This window comes from Salipiger marinus (assembly GCF_035481585.1).
GTDB classification, from domain to species: Bacteria; Pseudomonadota; Alphaproteobacteria; order Rhodobacterales; family Rhodobacteraceae; genus Salipiger; species Salipiger marinus.
This window is the reverse complement of sequence record NZ_JAYKSL010000001.1, coordinates 520,673-545,163: the sequence shown is the minus strand read 5'-3', so window position 1 is coordinate 545,163 and position 24,491 is coordinate 520,673. Positions and strand designations below refer to the sequence as shown.

The 24,491-nt window shown below is 68.9% G+C and carries 11 protein-coding genes; 3 read left to right on the top strand and 8 right to left on the bottom strand.

The window, feature by feature from the left end:
• Window positions 1-5 precede the first annotated feature (5 nt).
• Together VK682_RS02660 and VK682_RS02655 are read left to right on the top strand one after the other, a co-directional pair.
• Window positions 6-2,111, top strand: coding sequence for an NAD-dependent epimerase/dehydratase family protein (locus VK682_RS02660; RefSeq protein ID WP_324781382.1), 2,106 nt, complete (start codon window positions 6-8; stop codon window positions 2,109-2,111).
• Window positions 2,112-2,324: 213 nt separating this feature from the next.
• Window positions 2,325-3,386: a CpsD/CapB family tyrosine-protein kinase gene (locus tag VK682_RS02655; RefSeq protein ID WP_230795015.1), complete on the top strand. Its 1,062-nt coding sequence runs from the start codon at window positions 2,325-2,327 to the stop codon at window positions 3,384-3,386.
• A gap of 12 nt (window positions 3,387-3,398) precedes the next feature.
• Here VK682_RS02655 and VK682_RS02650 read toward each other — a convergent pair whose 3' ends face one another.
• The 7 genes from VK682_RS02650 to VK682_RS02620 form a co-directional block, all read right to left on the bottom strand.
• On the bottom strand, window positions 3,399-4,718 hold the full coding sequence (locus VK682_RS02650; RefSeq protein ID WP_230795014.1) for a GumC family protein: 1,320 nt from the start codon (window positions 4,716-4,718) through the stop codon (window positions 3,399-3,401).
• 93 nt (window positions 4,719-4,811) lie between these two features.
• Entirely contained in the window at window positions 4,812-5,546 is a 735-nt protein-coding gene (locus VK682_RS02645; RefSeq protein ID WP_324781381.1) for a 4'-phosphopantetheinyl transferase family protein, read from the bottom strand.
• Window positions 5,539-10,143: a MupA/Atu3671 family FMN-dependent luciferase-like monooxygenase gene (locus VK682_RS02640; RefSeq protein WP_230795010.1), complete on the bottom strand. Its 4,605-nt coding sequence runs from the start codon at window positions 10,141-10,143 to the stop codon at window positions 5,539-5,541. Before VK682_RS02640 ends, VK682_RS02645 begins: the two co-directional genes overlap by 8 nt.
• A gap of 6 nt (window positions 10,144-10,149) precedes the next feature.
• On the bottom strand, window positions 10,150-11,175 hold the full coding sequence (locus VK682_RS02635; RefSeq protein ID WP_230795009.1) for a glycosyltransferase family 2 protein: 1,026 nt from the start codon (window positions 11,173-11,175) through the stop codon (window positions 10,150-10,152).
• On the bottom strand, window positions 11,172-17,624 hold the full coding sequence (locus VK682_RS02630) for a type I polyketide synthase (RefSeq protein WP_324781380.1): 6,453 nt from the start codon (window positions 17,622-17,624) through the stop codon (window positions 11,172-11,174). Before VK682_RS02630 ends, VK682_RS02635 begins: the two co-directional genes overlap by 4 nt.
• Before the next feature lie 180 nt (window positions 17,625-17,804).
• Complete coding sequence (locus tag VK682_RS02625) at window positions 17,805-19,172, bottom strand: oligosaccharide flippase family protein (RefSeq protein WP_089847641.1); 1,368 nt, start codon at window positions 19,170-19,172, stop codon at window positions 17,805-17,807.
• The gene (locus tag VK682_RS02620; protein ID WP_324781394.1) at window positions 19,169-20,026 is read right to left on the bottom strand and encodes a glycosyltransferase family 2 protein; all 858 of its coding nucleotides are present in this window, start codon (window positions 20,024-20,026) and stop codon (window positions 19,169-19,171) included. The genes VK682_RS02625 and VK682_RS02620 overlap by 4 nt, the downstream gene beginning before the upstream one ends.
• Window positions 20,027-20,188: 162 nt before the next feature.
• On the opposite strand from VK682_RS02620, the gene epsE reads away from it, so the two are divergent.
• Complete coding sequence (gene epsE / locus VK682_RS02615; RefSeq protein ID WP_324781393.1) at window positions 20,189-21,385, top strand: exopolysaccharide biosynthesis GT4 family glycosyltransferase EpsE; 1,197 nt, start codon at window positions 20,189-20,191, stop codon at window positions 21,383-21,385.
• Between the two features lie 5 nt (window positions 21,386-21,390).
• On the opposite strand, the gene VK682_RS02610 is transcribed toward epsE, so the two are convergent.
• A complete protein-coding gene (locus VK682_RS02610; RefSeq protein WP_324781379.1) occupies window positions 21,391-24,330 on the bottom strand; it encodes a calcium-binding protein in 2,940 nt (979 codons plus the stop codon).
• Between the last annotated feature and the right edge of the window lie 161 nt (window positions 24,331-24,491).

Below are 24,491 nucleotides of genomic sequence, written 5' to 3'. Positions count from 1 at the left end.
GCCGGATGACACTTCCTGTTCGCGTCGGTCTGATCGGCGCCGGATATATCGCAAGCTGGCATGCCGAGGCGCTGCGCGCCACGCCCGGTGTCCAGCTGCAGGCGATCTGCGACATTTCCGAACCCGCCGCGCGCGGCTTCGCCGAAGCGCATGGGCTGATGGCCTTCACCTCGGTCGAGGCGCTGATCAACAGCGGCAGCTGCGACGCGGTGCATGTGCTGACCCCGCCCAACCCCCATGCCGCGCTGGCCCAGCAATGCCTGAAGGCCGGGCTGCATGTTCTGGTGGAAAAGCCGGTCGCCACCAGTGCCGACCAGACCCGTGCCATCCGCGACGTGGCGCGGGCGGCGGGCAAGCTGTTCCATGCCGGGCACAACTTCCTTGGCCTGACCACCTATCAGCGGATGAAGGCCGCGATGCAGGCCGGAGAGTATGGCCGGATCTCCGCCGCCGATTTTACATGGGCGCTGCCGCTGGCGCCGCTGCGCTCCGGCCCTTACAGCCTGTGGCTGCTGCGCGAACCCCGCAACCTGCTGCTGGAACTGGGGCCGCATCTGATGGCCTTTGCCGTCGATCTGTTCGGCCCGCCCGAGATCCTGTTCGCCTCCGCCAGCAAGCCCGTCGTCCTGCCCGGCGGCGACCAGCGCCCGCAGGGCTTCCGCATCTATGCCCGCGCGGGCGGGGTCGATCTGAGCTTTACGCTGTCGATGGTGGAAACCGTCGATGACCGGTCGGTGGTGCTGCGCGGATCCTCGGGGCGGGCGCGGCTGGACTATGCCGCCGACACGCTGATGGTGGAACGGGAAAACGCCTCTGACCTCATCCTCAACCCTCTGCGCAAACAGCTGGATCTGGGCTGGCAGCATCTGCGGGTGGGCGCGCGCAACGCCGCGATCCAGACCCGGTCGCTGAACCAGCAGAACCCCTATGGCCAAAGCTTTCGCGGCATGACCGCTGCCGTCTATGGCGCCATTTCCCAAGGCAGGCCCTCCGATCCGCGCTTTTCCGGCGACAGCGCCGTGGCGGTGATGGAGGCGCTGGACCAGGCCATCGCCCTGCTGCCCGCCTCGGTGCTGGAGGTGAAGGCCCCCGCCGTGCAGACCCGGCCCGCCCGCCCCAGCGCGCTGGTGATCGGCGGCACCGGCTTTATCGGGCGGGCGCTGACCCGCAGGCTGGTGGCGGATGGCCATGACGTGCGCGTGCTGTCGCGCGGACGGCGCGGCCCCTTCCCCGACCTGCCCGATCAGGTGGAAACCGTGGCGCTGAACCTCCACGATCTGGAGGCGCTGACCCACGCGATGCAGGGGGTGGACGTGGTCTTCAACCTTGCGCGCTCGCTGGAAAAGACATGGGCCGAGGCGCTGGTCAACGATGTGGGCGTCGCCACCCGCGTCGGCATGGCCTGCCAGAAGGCCGGGGTGAAACGGCTGATCTATACCGGCACCATCGCCAGCTTCGACATGTCCCGCCCCGAAGTGCCGATCACCGAATCCACGCCCTTCGCGGCGGATATGAGCGACCGCAACCTTTATGCCCGGTCCAAGGCGGAATGCGAGCGGCAGCTGATGGCGCTGCATCGCGACCGGGGGCTGCCGCTGACCATCGCGCGCCCCGGCATCGTGGTGGGCCATGGCGGACCGCTGCAGCACTGGGGCATCGGGCGCTGGCATGGTGCCGGGGCGGTGCGCATCTGGGGGCCGGGGCAGAACATCCTGCCCTTCGTGCTGATTGACGATGTCGTGGACGGGCTGGTGCGCATGGCGGCGCGGCCTTCGGCCAACGGGCAAAGCTTCAACCTTGTGGGCGAGCCGTTGCTGACCGCGCGCGACTATTTCGACGCGATCCACGAGGTGCTGGGGGCGCGGATCCGGGTCAGCTCCGGCAATCTCACCGCCTTTTACGCGGCGGATGCGGTAAAATCGGTGCTGAAGAAATACGCCCTGCGCCAGCACGGGGTCACGCGCCCCTCGCTGGCGGACTGGAAAAGCCGGGCGCATTTTTCGCCCTTCATCATCGACAAGCCCAAGCAGATGCTGGACTGGACGCCCGAGGCCGACCGCACGCGCTTTGTCGACCGGGCCATCGCTCAGGCGGATCTGTTCGGGTTCTGAGGCGGCGGCGGGACACGGATTGAGAACAATCCCCCCAGAAACCACCTTATTCCTGACAGAATCCTGCGTTTATCTGGGCAAAAGGACATAACGGGATCCGCAAGACCGGATCCGAACTCGGGCAGACAGGCAGATGGCGGACATGGCACGGCATACCGGTCACCACAGACAGAGATATTGCGCGGCACCCGGTCAGGCCGGACCGGCGGGGGCATGACCATGTCCGAACGCCGCCCCTTCCGCCGCCGCAACCGCCCCGAAGACACCCCGGCCCCCACGCCCCGGCCCGACCCGCAGGCCGAGGCTCTGCTCAAGGCACAGGCGCAGGCAGAGGCCCAGCGCGAGGCAGAGGCCGCCGCCGAAGACCAGCGCCGCAGCGCCGAAGCTGCGGCGCAGGCCGACGCCGAGGCAGAGGAGCAGCGGCGTCAGGCGGAAGCCGCCGCCCGGACCCGCGCCAAAGCTGCGGCAGAGGCGAGGGCGGCACGCGAGGCGGAAAACGCCCGGGCGCAGGTGGAGGCCGATGCCGCTTCCGCCCCCATCCCCGGCACCGACCAGCGCTGGTCGGCGCTGACGCCCTTTCCGGTGGATCTGGCGCATCTCGACCGGCACCGCATCGTCACCGCACGGCGCGAGGATCCGGCCCATACCGCCTTTGACATCCTGCGCACCAAGCTGGTGCAGACGCTGGCCGAACGCGGCTGGTCGCGGGTCGCCATCACCTCGCCCACCAAGGACTGCGGCAAGACCTTCACCGCCGCCAATCTGGCCATCAGCCTGTCCCGGCAGGAGGCGCTGCGCACCGTGCTGCTGGACTGCGACCTGCGCCGCCCCAGCCTGCACAAGGTGATGGGGGTCAAGACGCCGGGCTCGATGGGCGACATGCTGCGCGGGCGCGTCCCGGCAGAGCAGCATCTGCTGCGGATGGGGCCGAACAGCTTCCATGCCGGACCCAACCTTGCCTTCGGCTTCAACCACATCCCGGAATCCTATCCGGCGGAACTGCTGCAGGATCCCGGCACCGCCACCGCACTGGCGGCGCTGCAGGAGCGGCTGAAGCCCGATGTCATGCTGTTCGACCTGCCGCCCGCGCTATACTTCGACGACGTGATGGCCTTTCGCGCACAGTTCGACGGCGTGCTGCTGGTCATCGGCGGCGGGCTGAGCACCGAAAAGGAAATCCGCGAGGTCGAACGCCGGCTTGGCGACCAGACCCCGCTGCTGGGGATGATCCTCAACAAGGCCGAAGGCACCAATCTCGGCAAATACAGCTACTGAGCCTCGCGCGCCTCAGGCGGAGGCGCGCGGCAGAATCCGGTCCAGCAGCCCCTGCGGCAGCCATGCTCCCGCCACGCGCAGCACCCCCCAAAGCAGCGCCGCCAGCCCCAGAAGCCCCGCGACAATGCCCAGCCCGCGGCGGCGGCGGTCGCCGCGCGTCTTGACCACGGGGATGGACACCACCGCCTGCACGCCCGTCGCGCGTTCCAGCTGCGCGGCGTTGCGGATCACCGGATTCATCAGCTCGGCCACGACCCCCGCGAACAGCCCCGCCATCAGGCTGGCCACGCCCCCCATCAGCGCCAGCTTCTGACGGCTCTGGCTGGACGGCACCTCGGGCACCAGCGCGGCTTCCAGCACCTCGAACCGGTCGGCCTGCTGGCGGGTTTCCAGCATCTGGCCCATCTCGGCCTCGGCGCGGCGGCGGGTGATGACGCTATACTGGTCCTGCAGCTGGGTCAGGTCGCGTTCCATGCCGCTCAGCGTGCGTTCCACCTCGGGGCCGCGGCGGATGGTCTCTTCGATCTGCGCCATGCGGGTGTCGATCAGCTGTTTCTGTTCGCGCAGCAGCGCCAGCTGCCGGGCCTGCACCTCTTCGCGGACGCGGGCGGAATTGCCTTCGGCGGCGACGATCTCGCGGTCGATCTCCAGCGCGCTGTCCTCCAGCGAGCCCAGCTGATCGCGCAGCGCCCCCACGCCCGAGGGCAGCGCCTCGGCATTGGCCTGCTTGAAGGCGGCGATCTGGGCGGTCATCGCGTCCATCTCCGCCGCGACCCGCGTCGCCTCGCTTTCAAAGAAGCTCAGCGTCTCGCGGGCACGGATCACGCTGCGGCTGCGCGATTCCTCGATCACCGTTGTCATCAGTTCGTTGGCGACATCCGCCGCCTTCTGCGCATCGCTAAGCCGGACGGTGATCAGGATGCCCGAAGGCCCCTGCGGCACCGCCTGATAGCTGATCGGAGCGGGGCGAATTTCCTCGATCCGCGCCGCCTCGCGCATCAGCGACACGCGCTGGTTCAGCGGCATCGCCGGATCCTCGGTGAACAGCTGATGCGTGTCCATGATGCGCAGCAGGTTGTCGCGGGACATCAGCCGCTGTTCGATCAGCTGCACCTTGCGCGAGGCGTCATCCCCCGCCACGCCGGGACTGCTGGGCGCCTCGCTGACCTGCCCCTCTTCGATCTGCACCACGGCGGTGGCCTCATACATCTTCTGCTGCTGCAGGGCGAAGGCCACCGACAGGCCGCAGCCCAGCAGGGTAACAAGCAGGATCAGCACCATGCGGCGACGCAGCGCGGCAAGGATTTCCTCAAAAGACTGGAACTGGGTCACATCACTTCTCCCGCTTGTGGCGGCCCGACCGTTCGGGGCACGACAGTCCTGTCCACCCCGGACGGGCCTTGCCGCCTTTGAGACATATTCTAGTCAAACTTTCACCTTGCGGCCATCCGGCTCCGTCAGCCCGCAAGGAAACACTTCGTATCCGCGACCGGCAAAGTCGTCCCGGTTGATCTGCGGCAGCGCGCAGAGCGACAGCAGCAGACCCCCGTTGCGCCATTGCCGCATCGGCAGCTTGGCCCCCTGTCCCAGCCCCGTGGCCGCGACCATGCGCAGCCCGGCATCGGGCAGCAGCGCCTCCATCGCCGCAAAGCCGAAAAGACTGCGGGTCAGCGGATACTGCGCCTTATAGGCGGCCTCCTTGGCGCCAAACACATGCAGCGCGGCAAGCCCCGGCTCCAGCGGCGCCAGCCGGTCCAGTTCCGCCGGGCTGGCGATGGTTGGCACCAGCCCTGGGTCAAGCGGCAGCGCGCGTTCCAGATCCACCCCCAGCCCGCGCCAGTCCCGCGCCCGCGCCGCCACCGCCAGACACAGCCCCGCCGTATGGCTCAGGCTGGCCACCACCCCCTCGGGCCAGACCGGGGCGCGGTCCGCGCCCTTGGGGATCGGCTGCGGCGGCAGGCCAAGCTGCGCCAGCGCCGCCCGCGCCGCACCCCGGCCCCCGGCAAATTCTGCCTGCCGCGACGGCACGGCACGGGCGATGGCCTGCCGTTCCACGGGAAACAATCCGGCAGGATCGACCGGGCCGGAGACGGCCCAGACCACGCCTTCGGGCCAGTCCACCATGGCGGCCAGCGCCTGCAGGGCGGCAAGGTCAGGCACTGCGCCGCGCCCGCATCGCCCGCCGCCGCGCCATGGCCTCGCTGCGCGTCTGCGCGCGGTCGGCGGCAGGCGGCGCGGCTTCGGTCTGCGCCGCGACCGGAGCGGGACTGACCAAGGCCGCCACCCGCGCCGTCAGATCCTCCAGCACCGGGAAGCGGAAGATGTCGGTGATCGACAGACCCTTCGCCCCCAGATCGTCGCGGATCGACCGGTGCGCCTGCACCGCCAGCAGCGAATGCCCGCCCAGATCGAAGAAGCTGTCGCGCCCGGAAATGTCCTGCACGCCCAGAACCGCGCTCCAGATTCCGGCGATCTGCGCCTGCAGCCGGGCCGAGCCCTGCGCCGTGACCGGCGCCGCTGCCGCGGCCTTGGGCGCGGCCAGAGGCGGGGCGCGGCGGGCCAGTGGCGCGGGCAGCGCCTTGCGGTCCACCTTCTTGTTGGGGGTCAGCGGAAAGGCGTCGACCCGCATCAGATGCGCGGGCACCATGAAGGCGGGCAGCGCCGCGCCCATGGCGGATTTCAGCGCCGCCTCGCTCACCGGCTCGGGGGCGGTGTAATAGCCCACCAGCCGCAGGTCGCCGGGCGTATCTTCCCGCGCCATGACCACCGCCTGAGAAATCCCCGGCTGCGCCTCCAGCACCGCCTCGATCTCGCCCAGCTCGATGCGGAAGCCGCGCAGCTTCACCTGATGGTCGACGCGCCCGATAAAGTCGATGCGCCCGTCCATGCGGCGGCGCACCAGATCGCCGGTGCGATACATCCGCCCGCCATGGAACGGGTTGGGCAGGAAGCGTTCCGCCGTCAGATCGGGGCGGTTCCAGTAGCCGCGCGTCACGCCCTCGCCGCCGATCCACAGCTCGCCGGGCAGACCCACGCCCACCGGCTGCCGCGCCTCGTCCAGCACGTAAAGCTGCTGGTTGGCCAAGGGGCGGCCGATGTTCACCACGCCCTCATCCCCTGCCGCCGCCACCTCGGTCGAGGACCAGATGGTGGTTTCGGTGGGGCCATACATGTTGGTCAGGCGGGCCGGGGTGATGCGGGCAAACTCTTCCACCAGCGCGCCGGGCAGCGGTTCACCGCCAAGGAACAGATGCCGCACCCGGGACAGCGCATAACGCGCCTCGTCATTCATGGCGATCATCCGCGCCATGGAGGGGGTGCATTGCAGATGCGTGACCCCGTGGCGCAGGATCTGCGCCGCGATGGAAAAATCGTCCGGCGCAAGATCCGGGGCGCGGTTGGCGCGCTTCACCACCTCGGCCAAGGGTCTGAGCCCCTCCAGCACCTGATCCACCGGGATGCCATAATCGATCAGACAGGCGATTTCGCCCACGCCGATGCGCTTGAGCTGCTCCACCCGCTCCAGCGCATCCTCGACCGTGCCGAAAAGGCCGCTTTCGGTGAAATAGCGTTCAAAGGCGAAATCGAGGATGGCCTCCAGATCGTCGGGCGTCAGGATCTCCAGATCCAGATCGAAGGCGTTGTTGACCCCCTGCGGGCGTTTGAACGCCGGGAAAGCCCAGGCGTATTGCTTGATCAGCGCGGCGGCGGCGCGCAGATATTCGCGCATGGGGCCGCGCGCGGTCTCGCGCGCCTCGTCCCGGGTGGGGGCGATGTAGCTGTGCAGCATCAGCGTCACGGTGAACTGCGCCGGATCATGCCCCGCCTCGCGCAGCGCCGCGTGGTAAAGCCGGATCATCGCGGCCACATCATCGATGCTCTGGCCCAGCAGATGGGTCAGTACGTTGCAGCCATGGCGGCCTGCGTCTTTCCATGTCTGCGGATTGCCCGCCACGGTCAGCCAGACCGGCAGGTCGCGCGACACCGGGCGCGGCTGGGTCACCACGTCAAACAGCGTTCCGTCCTTGCGCGGAAAGGCCACCGGTTCGCCCCGCCACAGCCTGCGGATCTGGTCCAGACTGTCGAGCACCGCCGCCTTGTTGGCGGGGGGCGTGTTTTCCGGGCGCAGCACAAAATCATCCGGCTGCCAGCCCGACGCCAGCGCCAGCCCCGAGCGGCCATTGGTCAGGTTGTCGATCACCGCCCATTCTTCGGCGATGCGGGCGGGGTGGTGCAGCGGCGAGACGACGGACCCCGCCCGCACCGACAGGGTTTTGGTCACCGCCGCCACGGCGGCGCCGGTCACGCTGGGATTCGGATAGGGGCCGCCAAAGGCGTGGAAATGCCGCTCCGGCGTCCAGACCGCGCAGAAGCCGTTGCGGTCGGCAAACTGCGCGCCTTCCAGCAGCAGGCGGTATTTGTCGCGCCCCGCGCCATCGTCATTGCCCCAGTAATACAGCGAAAAGCCCATCTCGCCCTCGGCGAGCGTGGTGGCCCCGCCAGAGATCAGCGTGCGGTCCTCGTCCGAGGTCAGCACCACCTTGAAGCCGCGCGCGGTGGTGTAGAACAGCTCCAGCACCGAAATGTCGAAGCTGAGGCTGGTGACGGCCAGCCATGTGCCCGGCGGATCCTGCGGCACATGCGCATCCATCCCAAGGTAGAAATTCACCACGTTGCGGTGTTCCACCATCACGCCCTTGGGCAGGCCGGTCGAGCCGCTGGTATAGATCAGATAGGCGATGCCCTCCGGCCCGCTGGTCTGCTCCGGGGGGGTGTCGGGTGCCTGTCCCAGCCGGGGATCGGCATCCAGCACCAGAAGCTGCGCGGCGTGGTCGGGCAGATGATCCACCAGCCCCGCCTGTGTCACGATCACCGATGCCGCGCTGTCGGTCAGGAAATGCTGCAGCCGGTCGGCGGGATAGGCCGGATCCATCGGCAGATAGGCGCCCCCCGCCTTGAGGATGCCCAAGGCCCCCACCATCAGATCGACGGAGCGGCGGCAGAACAGCCCCGCCACCCGGCCGGGGCCCACGCCCATCTGGCGCAGCACCTGTGCAGCGCGGTTGGCCCGCGCGTCCAGTTCGGCATAGCTGAGGCTCTGACCTTCGAAGACCAGCGCCACGGCATCGGGCGTGCGCGCCACCTGTGCCTGAAACGCGGCCTGCATGGTCAGGCTGCGGTCATGATCCTGCGCCGAGGCATTGTGCTGGCGCAGCACCAGATCGCGCTCTGCCGCGGGCAGCACCGGCAGGCTGGCCACAGCCGACTGCGCATGGCTTTCCGTGCCCATCAGTTCCAGCCGGGCGGCGATCAGATCCGCCTGCGCTTCGGGCAGGCGCCCGGTATCGACGTAAAGCGTGGCGGTGGGGCAGGTCAGTTCCACCGTCACGGCAACACCGGGGATCGGCCCCGCGCCAAAGCTCAGGCCCAGCTGCGGCACCGGCGGCGGCGCGGTCAGATCCGGCGCCCGCGCCGGCAGATCCAGCGCAAAGCCCAGATGCCGCTGCACTTCGGCGATACGGGATTCGGTGCGCGCGGCCAGTCCCTGCATGTCGCCCTGCATGTCCACCCGCAGCGGCACCCAAGGCTCGATCAGCCCGCCCTGCGCCAGATCGCGCAGCCTTTCGTCGGCAAAGGCGAGATCGCAGTCGCCATGTTCGTCATGCCGCGCCGCAAAGGCCGCCACCACCGCCGAGGCATCAAGTGCGGCACAGATCGCCAGCGGGCGCTGCACGATCTTGCCCGAGGTTTTGCCCAGCCCCGGAATCTCGAACCCGCGCAGCTGCACCAGACGCCGCCGCCAGAAGGCTTCGTGCGGGGCGATGGCGCGGATGCGGTCGTCCAGCGCCGCGCGCTCCGGCGCATCGGGCACGTCCAGCTGGCCCCCCCGGCGCCCCACCTGCGCCACCCGCGCGGGCGCACCGCAGCGATGGGTGATCTGCGACAGCCGCAGCGCAGCAGTGCCGCAGGCCACGGTCAGATGATCGTCGGTGGCCTCAAGGATCTGGCCGGGCGCGCCCGCAGCTTCGACCACCTGCGCGCGGCCCACCAGCCAGATGCGGCCCTGCGCCCGGATCTTGGGCGCGGCGAGCGGATTGGCATAGCCGCCATGATCCAGCGCCCGCACCAGCCGTTCCAGATCCGCCGCCGGGCGGCTGAAATCCAGCAGCCCATGCGCCGAAGGCCGGTCGGCCAGCGCGTGATAGCTGCGCCGCGTCAGGTCCTGCGGCACCCGGCGCAGCCCGTTTTCCAGCTGCAGCAGCAGTTCGGGGAAACTGTCGATCGCCGCCTCATAGGCCTTGGTGTTCAGCGTCAGCGCGGTGTCGCTGGCGGTGATGTCAAAGCCGCGCGACACCAGCAGATCGCCCTCGTCCACGCCGCCTTCGATCATGTGCCATGTGATGCCGTGCCGGGTTTCGCCCTCGATCAGCGCCCAGACCGGGGCGTTCAGCCCGGCATGGCGCGGCAGCGGACCATCGTGGAAATTCACCGCCCCGCGCGCGGGCAGGGCCAGCACCTCGGCGGGCAGGATGTCGAGGTTGGAGATCGACAGCAGCCAGTCGAAGGGCGCCACCAGCCGCTGCGCCAGATCGCGGCCCGGCGGCTGCACGTCCAGCCCGCGCCCCGCTGCCCAAGCGGCGACATCGCGGTTGCGCGTGACCACGGCGGCGATGCGGTTGCCCGCCGCCAGCAGCTTTTCGGCGCATTGCACCAGCAGGGATTCGTTGCCGATCAGGACGGCGGTAAACTTGGCCATCTGAAACTACTCCGCTCTGGCCGCCTGCGCGACGGCAGCGTCGCGGGGGGCCGGGGTTTCGCGCACGCCGGGCAGGGGCCGGGTCAGCGCGGACAGGTCATGCGAAATCAGGTCACGCAGGAACCGCGGCGGGTCGACCCTCGGCTTGCGCTGCAGCAGGCGGCGCGCCCGCCACAGCAGCCCCCCCGCCCCATGCGCCAGCGTCGCCAGAACGGCCCCGCCCCGCCCGTGATTCTTGCTGAAATAATGCCAGCGGCTGTCCAGCCAGAAGCCCGGCACCCGCGTCCATCGCTTCATGCCCGTGGAGACCGACCCGATATGCAGCACCTCGCTGGCGCGGACATAATGGGTTTCGAACCCGGCACGGGCGGCGCGCAGGCAGAGATCGGTTTCCTCGAAATACAGAAAAAACGTCTCGTCGAACAATCCGATGCGGTCCAGCACCGAATGCCGCATCATCAGCGAGGCACCCGCCAGCCAGTCCACCCGCGTGGTGCCACGCGGCAGCGGCAGCGGCACGACATGTTCGCGCAGCAGCCGGGTGATGGGACCAAACCGCGCCGCACCCTCGAACTCCGACGCGACCGAGGGAAAGCGGAAGGCCGTGATATGCGGCACGCCATCTTCGCCATGGATGTAGCTTCCGGCGAATCCCGCTTCGGGGTGGCGTTCCAGATGGCCCAGCAGCAGGCGGATGGCATCGGGCGCCGGAAAGGCGTCGGAGTTCAGGATATAGACGTAGTCGGGGCACGACCCGTCCGACAGCCCGGCGCGGATCCCTACGTTGTTGCCCGCGCCAAAGCCGCCATTGCGCCCCGACTGGATCAGCCGCACCGGCGCCGCCTTGGCCCATGGCGCCTGCAAGCCTTTGGCGATCTTTTCGAAACTGCCATCGCCGCTGTCATTGTCGACGATCACCAGCTCTGCCCGCAGATGGCGCATCGCGACCAGCGCCGATTCCGCCGCGCGCAGGGTCATATCGGGCGTGCGCCAGTTCAGCAGCACCACCAGCAGGCGGGGGGACCGGCTCATTCCGCCGCACTCCGCCCCGGGAAGGGCAGCACGGTGCTGCCCAGCGTCACGGCCTCTGCCCCGGCGATCGCCTCGCGCAGCAGCGCGGCGAGCACGCGGACATTGGGCTCCAGCACCATGGAATCGTGATCTCCGGGCACTTCGTGCACCTCCACATGCGGGACATGCTGCCCCCAGTCATTGTCCGGCAGCACATAGGCGCGTTCGGAACTGACCCGCCGCCCGCCCGCCACGGTCCATTTGCCCATCAGCGGCGGACGGTAAAGCACCAGCCGCCCGTCCCAGGGCCGGACCTGATACCGCGCCACGGCCTGCAGGAACGCCGCCTCGATCTCGGCATTGTGGAAGCTGTGTTCGGTGGCCGTGTCCTGCCGCTGCCGCCGCTTCGCGATTTCCCAAGCGATCCGGTTGCGCGCCCAGATCAGCGGATAGCCCACACCCTTGGCGCGCAGTTCCTGCATCTGGATCAGCAGGCGGTCGCGGCGGTCGAGCGCGCGGCGCTGCGGCAGCGGCGTGTCTAGCAGCACGCAGAGCGCCACCTCCTCGCCCGCTGCTTCCAGCTGATGCGCGATCTCATAGGCGGTGATGCCGCCCCCGGAAAACCCGCCGACCATATAAGGCCCGTGCGGCTGCACCTGCCGCATCTCGGCGATGTAATCGCGCGCCGCGTCTTCGATGCTGTCATGCGGCGCCTCGCCGCCGTAAAGCCCGCGCGCCTGCACCCCGTAAAACGGCCGGTCCGCGCCCAGCAGATGCGCCAGATGGCGCAGGTTCAGCACGTTGCCGAACATCCCCGCCACAAGGAAGAAGGGCCGCCGCGCCCCGCCTTCGCCGTCATGCATGGCGACCAGATGGCGGAAGCGCCGTTCCGGCGCGCGCGGCGCCGCAGCCTCCGGCGCATCCTCGGCGCCCTGTCCGGTGCGTTCGGCGATCAGCGCGGCACATGTGCGGATGGTCGGCGCCTCGAACAGCACGGAGATCGGAAATTCGATCCGCCACGTCTTCTTGACCATGGCGAACAGCCGCACCGCGATCAGGCTGTGCCCGCCCAGATCGAAGAAACTGTCCTCGACTCCGACATTCTGCACCCCCAGCAGATCCTGCCAGAACCCGGCCAGCCTGCGTTCGATATCGGTCTCCGGCGCCACATATTCCCCGTCAAGCTGCGGTCGGTCAAAGCTTTGCCCCTCGCCGCGTTCGGCGCTGCTGGCGGTGGTCTGGCGCACCAGCTGATCCAGATCCATCGACGACACCACCACCTGCGGCAGACCAAGGTTCAGCACCCGGGCAAAAGCGTCGACCCCTTCGGCGGGGCGGATGCCCTGCGACAGGTTGTGCGCCAGCCGTTCCTCGGCGGCAGAGAGCGGCTGCGTGGCACCGGGCCCGTCAAATTCCACCTCGGCGGCGGTCAGCCGGGGCGTGGCCTGCAGCAGATCGGGGCTGGCGAGCCTGTGGATGGTAAAGCCAGAGATTTCGACCAGCACCGCGCCTTCGGCATCGCAGAGCGTCACGTCAAAGCTGGCGGTGTCGGCGCCCGCGCGGTTGTCGGCGGCATTGCGCACCCAGCTGACGATGCGCGGGGGCAGCGGTGCATGTACCCGGACCCGCGCATAAGACACCGGCACCCACAGATGCGTGGGCTGCCAGCCCGCGATCAGATCCATCGCCCAGCCGGTGGCGATGTCCAGCAGCGCGGGATGCAGCAGGCAGCCATCGCCTGCGGCGGCAGGCGGCAGCGACAGATCGGCGATGCCTTCGCCCTGCCCCAGCGCGCGGGCATCCAGCACCTTCCAGCGCGGACCAAAGGCCAGCTGCACCTCCTGCGCGGCGGTCAGTTTCTGCCCCGCTGCGGCGCGCAGCGGCACGCCGCAGCGGGCGCGGATCGCGGCCAGATCCAGCGGTTCGGGCCGGGACAGCGGCAGCAGCGCCAGCGTGGCCTGCGCGGTCAGGCAGAAGCCGCGCCGCCCGCCCAGCGTGCAGTCGGCCAGCAGATCAAAGCCATAGCCTTCGGCGCGGCGGGCCAGCCGCAGCCGGATGTCGCGCCCCGCCCCTTCGGCCACCCGCAGCGGGCGCAGGAAGGTCAGGTCGCGAATTTCGAACGGTCCGTCTTCGCCCTGCGCGTGCAGGGCATGGGCGGCCAGCGTCAGCGAGCCGGTGCCGGGCAGCAGCGCATCGCCCGCGCGGGTGCGGTGTTCGCCGATCACCCAGTCTTCGGTGGTGTAGCGCGCGGTGAACATCCGGTTGCCCTGCGCGTCAAAGCTGGCGTGATCCAGCAGCGGCACGCCTGCGGGCACCACCGGCGCCTCCGGCACCTCGCCCAGTCGGGCGGCCACGGCTTCGGCGGCCATGCCCACCTCGGCCCAGATGCCCCAGTTGAGCGCGATCACCCGGGTCTGTCCGCCCGCCCGCGCCTGTGCCACGGCGTTGAGGTAGTCATTGGCGGCAACGTAATCCACCTGCCCCGCCGGGGCGGTGACGGTGGAGGAGGAGGAGAACAGCACCAGCCAGTCGACCGCGCCATCGGGAAACACCTCCTGCAGCACGTCGGTGCCGTGGATCTTGGGCGTGAACACATCTTCGATGCTGGCGGGGGTCTTGGTCAGCAGCGGACCATCGGCGATGACCCCCGCGCCATGGATCACGCCGGTGATGCGGCCAAACTCCGCCTCGACCTGTGCGCGCAGGCGGGACATCTGGCTTTTGACGCAGACATCGGCGGCAGCCACCCGCACCGTTGCGCCCTCCTGTTCCAGCGCCGTCACCGCGCGGATACGGCGGGCGAGTCCGTCCTGCGGCGCATGGCGCATCAGGTAATCGTCCCATTGCGCCCGGTCGGGCAGCGCCTGCCGCGCCACCAGCACCAGAGTGGCGCCGCGCCGCGCCAGATCCTGCGCGATGGAGAGGCCAATGCCGCCAAAGCCCCCCGTAAGCAGCCATGTGCCGCCTTCGGGCAGGGCCAGAGGCGCGGGCAGGGTCACGGGTTTCATCGCCCGGGCATAGCGGCGCGGCCCGCGCAGGGCGGCAATGTCTGTGCCCGGTTCGGCCAGCAGCTCCTCCAGCACCTGATCGGTGAGATGGTCCAGCGCCGCCTCCCGCGCGGCCTCGGCCCGGGCCCGCCCGAACAGCCCCGCCGCGACCGGACCGGGCAGTTGCAGATCCAGCGTCGACACCGTGACCCCGGGCAGTTCGCGCGGAATGACCCGGGCCGGGCCTGCCACCGTCGCCTTGGCGGGATAGGGCAGCGGCTCTTCCGCGACGCGGGCGGCACCGGTGGTCAGCACGGTGACATGCAGCGGGCGCGGCAAGTTTTCCTCGGCCAGGGCCTGCGCCAAGAAAAGCAGCGCATAGAAGCCCTGTTCCTGAATGCGGTGAAAGAAGCTGGATCCGGGGCGGTGATGCTCGCCCTCCGTCACCAGCCAGAACTGCGCGATGCGGGTGGGCACATGGCCCTGCTGCGCCAGATCCTGCAGCAGCAGGTCATATCCCTCGCGCCCGCGTTCCGGTGCAACGACATAGGAGGTGTCGGACAGCCGGGAGAAGGCGTCGCCGGGCCGCACCTCGATCACCGTATGGCCCGCCGCGCGCAGCCGGGCGGCGGCGCGGCTGGCAAGCCCCGTCTCGTCCATGAACATCAGCCATGTCTGCAGCGCGGCCTTCAGCGCGGCGGGCAGGTCAAGCTCCAGCGCGGGGGCGCGGGGACGCCAGACCGGATGCCAGCCCCAGCCCGCCACATCGTCGCTGCGCATCAAGAACTGCGGCCCCACATCCCCCTGCGCCTTGCCGGGGGCGATGAAATAGGGGCTGCGCTGGAAAGCATAGCTGGGCAGCACCACGCGGTTGCGCCGCGCCTCGCCCCAGATCTGCGGCCAGTCGATCTCGGCGCCCAGCGCCCAGAGCCGGCCCAGCACCTCGAACATGTAGCGGTCGTCGGCGATCTCCTCGTCGGGATGGCGCAGCGAGGACAGCACCTGCTGCCCCGGCACCTTGCCGTTCTGCCGCGCGAGCGAGGACAGCGCCTTGCCCGGCCCCACCTCCAGATAGATGCGGTTGGGCGTGTCGGCCAGCGTGCCGATGCAGGCGTCAAACAGCACGGTGCCGCGCAGATGTTCGACCCAGTAATCGGGATCGGTGGCCTGTTCGGCGGTCATCAGGATGCCGGTGCGGTTCGACATCAGCGGGATCTGCGGCGGCGACAGCGGGATGCCGCGCAGGTAGGCGCGGAACGGCGCAAGGATCGGCTCAAGCATCCGGCTGTGCGCGGCAATGTCGATGGCGATGCGCTGGCAGTCCACGCCCATGTCGCGCAGCCGGGTTTCCAGCGCATCCAGCGCGGCGCGCGGCCCCGAGGCCACCGACAGATCCGGCGCGTTGACGGCGGCCAGATCCAGATCCGCCCCCAGATGCGGCAGCAGCCTGTCCGCAGGCAGCGCCACCGACAGCATCCCGCCCGAAGGCACGGTGTCAAAAAGCTGCCCGCGCAGATGCACAAGGCCGATGCAGTCTTCAAAGCTCAGCACCCCGGCCAGACAGGCGGCGGTGTTTTCGCCCATGCTGTGCCCGCACAGCGCGGCGGGCGTGACCCCCCAGCTGATCCACAGCTGCGCCAGCGCATATTCCGTCAGCATGATCAGCGGCAGCTGCAGGGAGGGCTGCGCCAGCGCCGCCTCTGCCTCGGCGCGGTCCTGCGGCTGCGGCAGCCAGAGCGCGCGCATGTCGCGATCCGTCAGCCCCGCCAGCACCTCCAGCCCGCGATCCATCCATTCGGCAAAGACCGGCTCTGTCTCGTAAAGATCGCGGGCCATTCCGGCATATTGCGCGCCGCCGCCGGGGAACAGGAACACCACATCGGGCCGGTCCAGCGCGGTATGGCTGTGCACGCGGCGGGGGTTGTCCTGCTCCAGCAGGCGGGCGGCATCCATGGCGCTGTCGGCCACCACGATGCGGCGCTTTTCAAAGGCGCGGCGGCCCTCTTTCAGCGTGTAGGCGACATCGGCCAGCGGCAGGTCGGGATGGGCGCGCAGATGCGCGGCGAGGCGCGCGGCATTGTCCTCCAGCGCGGCCTTGCTGCGCCCGGACAGGGTGAGGATCTGGAAGGGCCAGTCGCTGGCCTCGGACGCGGGACGTGCCGCCGCCTCTTCCAGCACGACATGGGCATTGGTGCCGCCCACGCCCAGCGAATTGACCCCGGCGCGGCGCGGATGGCCCTGCCGGACCCAAGGCGTCAGCCGGTCATTCACCAGAAACGGCGAATGGTCGAAATCGATGGCGGGGTTGGGCGCCTCATATCCCAGACTGGGCGGCATTTCGCGGTGATGCAGCGCCAGCGAGGCCTTGATGAGGCTTGCCACCCCCGCCGCCGTGTCCAGATGGCCGATATTGGTCTTGACCGAGCCGATGCGGCAATGCTGCCGCGCGCGCCCGGTTTCGGCAAAGGCCTGCGTCAGCGCCGCCACCTCGATCGGGTCGCCCAGATAGGTGCCGGTGCCGTGGCATTCGACGTAATCCACGGTTTCAGAGGTGACCCCCGCCACCGCCTGCGCCTCGGCGATGGCTCGGGCCTGCCCGTCGACCGAAGGCGCCAGATAGCCCGCCTTCTGCGCGCCGTCATTGTTGACCGCCGACCCCTTGATGACCGCCCAGACATGGTCGCCATCGGCCCGCGCATCGGCCAGCCGCCGCAGCACCACCACCCCGGCGCCAGAGCCAAAGACCGTGCCCTGCGCGCGGTGGTCGAAGGCATGGCATTCGCCGTCGGGCGACAGGATCTCGTTTTCCTTATACAGGTAGCCCCGGCCCTGCGGCAGTTCCACCGTCACCCCGCCCGCCAGCGCCATGTCGCATTCGCCGTTCAGCAGCGCCTGTGCGGCCATATGCGTGGCCACCAGCGAGGTGGAACAGGCGGTCTGCACGTTGATCGACGGGCCCTGCAGATCCAGCACATGGCTCAGCCGCGTGGTCATGAAATCCTTGTCATTGCCGGTATGGCGCAGCAGGAACATGCCGGTGCTTTCCACCAGATCCGGGTTGGAGCAGAGGTTGAAATAGAAATAGCTGCCCATGCCGCAGCCCGCGAAGACGCCGACGCGCCCGTCGAAGTTTTCCGGCACGTGGCCCGCGTTTTCCAGCGCCTCCCATGCGGTTTCCAGAAACTGCCGGTGCTGCGGATCCATGATCGCGGCATCCTTGGGGGCGAAGCCGAAAAACTCGGCATCGAACATCTCGAACCCGTCCAGCGGCGCGGCGAAGGGCACGTAATCCTTGTGGCGGATCAGGCCCGGATCCTCTCCGGCGGCAAGCAGCTCGTCATCACTCAACCGGCGGATGGCGCGGCGCCCCTCGCGCAGCATCTGCCAATAAGCGTCGATATCCGCAGCGCCGGGAAGATGGGCCGCCATTCCGACAATGGCGATGTCCGTCTCATCCGAATCGTGCTGAAAAACTTGCGTCATGACCCTGATCCTGCCGTTTCGGCCTTGACGAGCCGTAAAGGAAAAATGGGGAGCAAATGCGGCGGTTTCGAGATATTCGACCCATCACCGCCTCAATTCCCCGGACTCACACCGCGATTGTCATCGCATCGGCGACAGTAGCAATTTGAAAGGAAATTGTCGCGATTCCGGAACGGGCCGTTACTGGCCCAGCAGCGACAGGTAGCGGATCGACTCCCAGTTGATCCACATGGCGAAGGCGGCGCAGCCCGCGCCCAGCCCGGCAAAGACCAGATCGTGCAGCGGATCCCACGCGCCCATGCGCCGCGCCAGCCAGACCACCACCGGATAGGCCAGCAGGAAGGCCGCGCCATAGCCGAACAGCGCGCCGATGAATCCGGCGGTTTCCAGCCCGACAAGGATGCTGCCCACCATCAGCACCGCCCGCGCCGCCGCCAGCACAAAAAAGCTGCGGCTGTCGCCTGCGGCCAGCGCCGCCTGATCGTAAGTCTGCACGATGATCTGCGGCATTTGCATGCAGGCGACGATCACCGCCACCGCTCCCGCCGCCAGATAGCGGTCGTCATACATCACATCCACCAGCCAGTCGCCCATCACCGCAAAGGTGGTGACCAGCAGCAGCAGCGGCGCCGTGACGGCAAACCGCATCCGCCGCAGCCGCAGGAAATTGGCGCGGCTCCGCGTGGGGGGCGTTTCACGGTAGATGGGAATGAGGATGCGCCGCGTGACCATGGATCCCAGCAGCATCGGGAAGGAGGCAAGGAAATAGCCGATGTTGTAGATGCCGAAATGATCAAGAGGCAGGTATTTCCCCATCAGGATCTTGTCCGCCTGACTGAAGAAGAAGCCGCAGACCGTGGCCAGAAAGATCCATTTGCCGAAATGGATCAGCTCCTGCGCGGCGGCGGGCTCCCAGCGGAAGCTGTTGCGCAGCCCGGGCAGGAAGCGCGAATTGATCAGCACCTCGATCAGCGCGCTGAGAATGCCGCTTGCCACCAGCGCCCAGACCGACCCCGTCAGCCATGCAAGGATCACCGCGCTGAGAATCCCTGCGCCCTGCGTCGCCAGATCCAGCAGCGTGACCCGGCCCAGCAGCAGATGCCGGTTCGCCGTGTCCATCCGCGTCGGCTTGAACCCGAGGATCAGCAGCGTCAGGCTGGCCACCGGCAGCAGATGCAGCAGCTGCGGTTCGTCATAGATCCACGCCATGGGCCATGCCAGCGCGCAGGCCAGCAGCCACAGGCCCGCGCCGCGCACCGCCTGAATCGTCCATGCGGTGTTGAGGAAATCCCGCTCGTCGCCGCGACGGCTCTGCAGGATGGCGGGGGTCACACCCACGTCGGAAAACTGCTGCAGGCCCATCATGAACACCGACACCAGCGCCATCAGGCCAAAGGCTTCGGGGAACAGCAGCCGCGTCAGGATCAGGTTCGAGGCGAGCCGCATCACCTGCGCCGCGCCAAACCCGCCCACCGTCAGCATCGACGACCGCAGCGCGCGGGCCATCAGCGAACTGCCGTTCAGGCGCTGCCAGAGGGCGGGGATCATCGGCTTCGGCTCCAGTCCTGGGCGGGCGGGCGCAGCCGCACCATCAGCGCCACGCCCGCGTAGACGGCAAAGCCCGCAGGGTCGCGCAAGGCCAGCCCCAGCAGGCCACGGCGCGACAGCGGCAGCTTGTCCTCGTTGCGCAGAAGGTCGGGGAAGCGGCGCGCGATTTCGGCCACGCCCGCATCCTGCCTGCGCCGCACCCGGACCAGCGCGCCAAACCCCTCGGCGATGGGCCAGTCATAGGGGGCCGCCACGGCGACACGTTCCTGCGGCGCAAAACACAGCCGCACGAAGGTATCGTCGGAGATGATGTCGGGAAAGCCGCCCCAGCGCGCCCGCCCCGCCGCGTTGACGGCAAAGACCCCGCAGCCCGGCACGCCTTGGGCCATGAAGGGCACGCGGCGCCACAGCCGCGCATAGGCGCGCGACACAGCACCCTTGGCGGTAATGTGCAGCCGCCCGCTGGCATAGCGCGGCGCAGGCCCCGCCAGCGCGTCACAAAGCTGCGTCAGCAGCGCCGGATCCACCGTGACATCGGCATCAAGATAGACCCGCACCCCGCCCCGCGCCACGGCGTCGCCCGCATCCAGCGCGGCGAGCTTGCCGCCCTCGGCCCGGTCGATCACCCGCAGCGGCCAGCCGCGTGCGGCAAAGCCGGGGATCAGCGCGCGGGCGCGGGCGGCGGTATCGTCCCGGCAGCCATTGGCGATGACGATCACCTCGGGCGGGCGGGGATGGGTCCAGACCGAGCCAAGCAGCGCCGACAGGCAGCGCCCGATCAGCGCCGCTTCGTTGCTGGCGGGCAGGATCACCGACAGGGCGGGACTGTTGTCGGGGTCGCGCTGCGCATCCATGATCCGTACCAATGTAGCCACACCTGCGAATTTTCCTGTCCGGCAAGCGTCGCTGCTGCCAGCAAACTGTGGCCAAAGAATGAAATGGCGTAGAGTTCAATGCAAATGCCATCTACGACCGGACAAGATGGGCTGAAAGCGGGGGGATGCGTGTCGCCGCAGCTGCGGATCGGATATCTGGTGCCTCAATTCCCGGGGCAGACCCATATCTTCTTCTGGCGCGAAGTTCTTGCGCTGGAGGCGATGGGTCATGAGGTGCATCTGCTGTCCACGCGGATGCCCCCGGAAGGGCTGATCGCGCACAGCTGGTCGCAGGAAGCCATCGCCCGCACCACCTATCTGGGCGAGGTCCGGCTGATCGCCGCCACCGCCACGCTGGCCCGGCTGCTGCCGCGCGGCCTGCCCGGGCAGATCTGGCGCGAGGGGCGGCGATTCGCGCAGGATGTCGCCGTCACGCTCTCCGCCGCCGAGGCGCTGAACCGTCATGCCGCAGCGGAACGGCTCGACCATATCCATGTCCATAGCTGCGGGCGCGCGGCGCTGATCGCGGCGCTGGCACGTCGGCTGGGCGGGCGGCCCTATTCGCTGACCCTGCACGGGCCGCTGTCGGATTACGGCCCCGGCCAGCGGGTAAAATGGCAGGGCGCCGAATTTGCCACCGTCATCACCCATCTGCTAATGGAGGAGGTGCAGCAGCAGCTGTCGGGCGCGCTGCCGCCCCGGCTGGTGGTGCGGCCCATGGGCGTGGATACCGAGGATCTGCGCCGCACCACCCCCTATCAGCCGCCCGAAAAGGGCAGGCCGCTGCGGATTTTCTCCTGCGGGCGGCTGAACGCGGTGAAGGGGCATCAGGATCTGATGTCGGCGGTGCGGCAGCTTCTGGATCAGGGCGTGGACGTGCGGCTGGAAATCGCCGGAGAGGATGACGCGGGCGGCACCGGATTCCGGCAGGATCTGGAAACGCATCTGCGCAAGCTGCGGCTGCAGGATCACGTCAAACTGCTGGGCGCGCTCGATGCGCAGGCGGTGAAGGCCAAGCTGCTGGAGGCGCATGTGTTCGTGCTGGCCTCGTGGCATGAACCGCTGGGGGTCGCCTATATGGAGGCGATGTCCTGCGGCGTGCCCACCATAGGCACCGATGCGGGCGGCGTGCGCGAACTGATCGACGATGGCCATACCGGCAAGCTGGTGCCGCCGCGCGATCCTTCGGCCTTGGCCCGCGCCATCCGCGAACTGGCGCAGAATCCCGCCAGCGCCGAAGGGTTCAGCGCCGCAGGCCGCACCCATGTGGAGGCGCATTTCCGCGCCAGCCTTGGCGCCGAAACGCTGGTGGACGAAATCCTGCGCGCGCGCGGCTAGGTTTCTTACAGCCCCGCCGTGGGCAGCTCGGTGTCCGGGTCATCGGAAAAGCGCAGCGTTTCCACCGACACCAGCGTGACCTGCCCCGCAGGCCCGTCGGCGATCAGCCGCGCGCCGTCGCGGCGAAACTCGTAATCGCCGGGCAGGCCCCGCAGCAGCGCGCTGTCCGTGCCGTCACCGCCATGCAGCCGGTCATTGCCGCCGCCCGCGCGCAGGTCATCGTTGCCGGGCCCGCCGATCAGTGTGTCGGCCAGTTCCGTGCCCTCCAGCACCTCGCCCCGCGCGCCCGCCCGCAGCAGCAGCCCTTGGGCAAAGGCCTCCGCCCCGCGCGGATCCCAGTCGGTGGGGGCGGAGGCGTTATAGGCCATCAGCATGTCCCAGCGCGGATTGCTGTCCTCCAGATAGCGCAGCGCGCCCCAGCTGCCCCATTTCGACGCGGGCGCCACATCGACAAAGGCGTTGAACAGCGTGCCCCCCGCCGCGACCCAGCCGGTCAGCAGCTGTTCGTAAAGCTTGGCCATTTCCGGCGTGTAGTTGAACACCTGAAAGAACTCGGTCAGCCGCTCTTCGTCCACCCGCGCCATCTGCGCCGCGACATGGGTGCCGCCCTCATACATCACCAGCCGCAGCCCGGCCTTCTGCGCCACCTCGCCCTGATAGGGCAGCACCTCGTCCACAAGCTGGCCCAGCGAGCCCTCCTGCAGCGCCATGGCCACCGGCAGGATCGCGGCATCAAAGCGGTGCTGGCGGACATATTCGCGCAGCGCCACCCGCTGCAGCCCCTGCGCCGCACCGTCGCGTTCGGCCTGCGCCTCGGCCCGGGACAGCCAGTCGTCGATCCGGGCGGCCATCTCCTCGCCGCCCATTTCATAGCCGAAATAGCCGGTGACGGCATAGGCATCGAAACTGTCGACCGGGGCATGGCCCAGATGCAGGAAGGCCAGCGGCGCGGTCAGGATCTGCTCCTCCAGCCCCGGCCAGCCGGTATGGGTGGCCACCACGCGCACCAGCCGGTCGGGGGCCTCGCTGCCATAGACCTCGGTCCAGATGTCCATGACCTGCGCGGCGCGCAGACCATAGAACTGGATCCAGCCCGATTCAGAGGCGCCCCACAGCGTTTCGGCCTGCGCCGCCGCCCAGCCCGCCTGCGGAAAGATGTGGTTCCAGACCTCGTTGGAATATTCCACATGCGCCTTCAGCCGGGGATCCAGCCCGGCCTTCACCGTTTCGGCAAAGCGGCGGATGTAGTCGTCATCGGCCATATGCGGCAGGGTGAACCACGGATCCGCACCCACCTCGTTGGCAAGCGCGATCATCACCTCCAGCGGCGCGCCCCAGACGGTCCATGTGTGATCGGTCAGGCGCGGACGGTCATCCCAGCCTTGCACCGGGGATCCGTTGGTCATCATCCAGTCCATGAACCGCAGGCTGCGCAGATCGCGGATGCGCGCCAGCCAGTCGGGATTGAACAGCGCGCCAACCTCGTAAAGCGGCAGCAGATCGGCGCGGATCACATGGATGTCACGGACCGGATCCGCCGCATCGACCGCCGCGATGGAGATGCCGACAGAGCCTTCGCCCGGTTCATAATCGAAGCTCGCCTCGCCCTCGCCCATGCGCACGCGGCGGGCGCGCCCGGTCAGCTCGATCTCGCCCCTGCCCTGCCATGTCACCCGGTAGCTGCCGCGCAGATGCGCCGCCGCCTCGGGCTGGTCGGTCAGCAGCAGCGCCTCGATCCGCTCCACCTGCGGGGGCAGGCTCTGCGGCCAGCCATCGGCGTCCAGATGGCCGCCCGCGCGCAGTTCCTCGGCGCTGACCCCGCCCCATTGGTCGGGCAGATGCCCCACCCAGTCCCGCGCGGTCTTCATCACGTCGATGAAGGGCTGCTGCGTCGACCAGTCCGACAGCCCGTTCAGCCCCATGGCCAGCGCGGGCGCGCCCTGCGGCACGGCGCCCGGTCCGGGCAGCGCCACCTCACCCCGCGGGGGCAGGGGATCAGCCTCGGCCTGCCGGACCGGTGCGGGGGCCGTGGCGTCGCGCTCTGTCACCGTGCCAAGCTCGCGCAGCTGCTGCCAGATGGCGCCCGCGATCTGCGGCCAGCGCGCCGCGATCTCGGGCGGCAGGTCGGTGGGGGGCGTGTAGCTTTCGGGCGGGGGCGCGTTGAACAGCGCGGCATAGCTGACCGCCCCGGCAAGGAAATACAGCGCGGGCGTGCCATGCGGCGAGCCATCGACATACAGCGCCTCGACCGACAGATCCTCCAGCAGCCCACCCTGCTGCAGCAGCCCCGACAGCACGCGCGCCACGGGAATCAGCCGCAGATCGGCCTCGGGCCGCGCCTCGGCCAGTTCTGCCACCAGCTCGTCATACCAGACGCCGTAAGCCCCGGTATTGTAGTCGTGATAGCGCCGCAGCCCCCGGCGCGAGGGCGGAAAGCCCCCCGCGACCGAGTCCATGTCCGACCAGCCTTCATAGATCCAGACCGGGGTGCCGGGGGCGTGGCCTTCGACCCAGTCCATGACGGTCAGGATCGTCTCCACCGGGGAGACGCCTTCGGGGTTGTCATAGGCGAAGGGCTGGCCCGGATCCTGATCCTGAATGAAATTGGCGGGCGTGATGACCACCGCGTCATAGCCCGCATCGCCAAAGGTGCCGCGCCCCGGATCCCAGTTGGAGGTGACGCCGGGAATGGTCCAGTTGGGCTGCGGCGGCAGGGTCCCGGCAAAATCCCGCAGAAAGCCCCATTGCCCGTCCAGCGCCAGCCGCCGCCCGTCCGCCCGCGCCAGCTGGTCCATCCAGTAGGGCGCGTTGCTATGCGCCGCATCGCCCAGATGATGCACAAGGCTGTTGCCAAAGACATAGACCTCGCGCGCGTCCTGCTGCGCCATCGCCGCAAACGGCAGCACAGCCGCCAGAACCGCCGCCTTCATCCGCCCCAAGATCATGCCGTCCCCCTGTGCTGTCCCCGTCCCTGTCAGGATATGGCGTCAAAGTGGCGCCGCTCAACCCTGCGCCGCCGCTGCTGCGCTGCGGCAAAGATTAATGGGAAATCCCGGCGATTTTGCGGTTTTCATTTGCCGATCCCTGCGTATAGTCGGGGCCATGA